This window comes from Streptomyces sp. WAC 04229, assembly GCF_003947455.1.
Classification (GTDB): domain Bacteria; phylum Actinomycetota; class Actinomycetes; order Streptomycetales; family Streptomycetaceae; genus Streptomyces.
This window is the reverse complement of the sequence record NZ_QHJH01000437.1, coordinates 1-661: the sequence shown is the minus strand read 5'-3', so window position 1 is coordinate 661 and position 661 is coordinate 1. Positions and strand designations below refer to the sequence as shown.

Below are 661 nucleotides of genomic sequence, written 5' to 3'. Positions count from 1 at the left end.
CGGCGGGGGTCTGCGGGGCGGCGGCTCGGCCTTCGTCCGCGTCGTCCGCTTCATCCGTGTCGTCCACCTCGTCCGCGCCCTCCGCGCCCTCCGTGTCCTCCGTGTCGTCCGCGTCCTCCTTGTCGAGGGAGGACGGCGGGACCTCGGTGTCGAAGACGGAGGCGGGAGCCTGCTCCGCGGCCGCCGCGGTGCCCAGGTTCTCCGCGAACCGGGTCAGCAGGCGGGCCGTGGCCGAGGTCACCGACTCCTCGGGCAGCTCCGTGACCCGCCCGTCCGCGGTGGCCGTCCCGGCGAAGACGACGGTGGCGCCGCCCTCGGCGTCCCGGACGGAGAGGGTCAGGGCGAGCGTGACCTCGCCGGTGCCGCGCGACTCGGCGGCGTCGCCCTCGACGGCGTACGTGCCGTCCGGGCGCGCGGACAGGCGCAGCGATCCCCGGTAGGTGATGGAGTGGCTGCCGATGCGCACCTTCAGCCGGCCCGCGACGGGCTCGGCGCCGGCGTCCTGCTGGAGCCCCGGAACCGCCCGGGCGACCCGGACGGGGTCGGCCAGCACGTCCCTGAGCCGCTCGGCCGGAACCGGAACGAACACCTCATGCTCCATGTCACGGCACCCTACCCAGCGGGCGCCCGGAGCACCCCCCGTCGGCCCAAAGTCACCCGG

General features: G+C 76.1%; 1 protein-coding gene. It reads right to left on the bottom strand.

Annotation, left to right across the window (positions count from 1 at the left end):
- The coding region (locus DMH12_RS38750; RefSeq protein ID WP_260474511.1) for an SRPBCC domain-containing protein at positions 1-601 on the bottom strand (601 nt) is incomplete at its 3' end.
- Positions 602-661 lie beyond the last annotated feature (60 nt).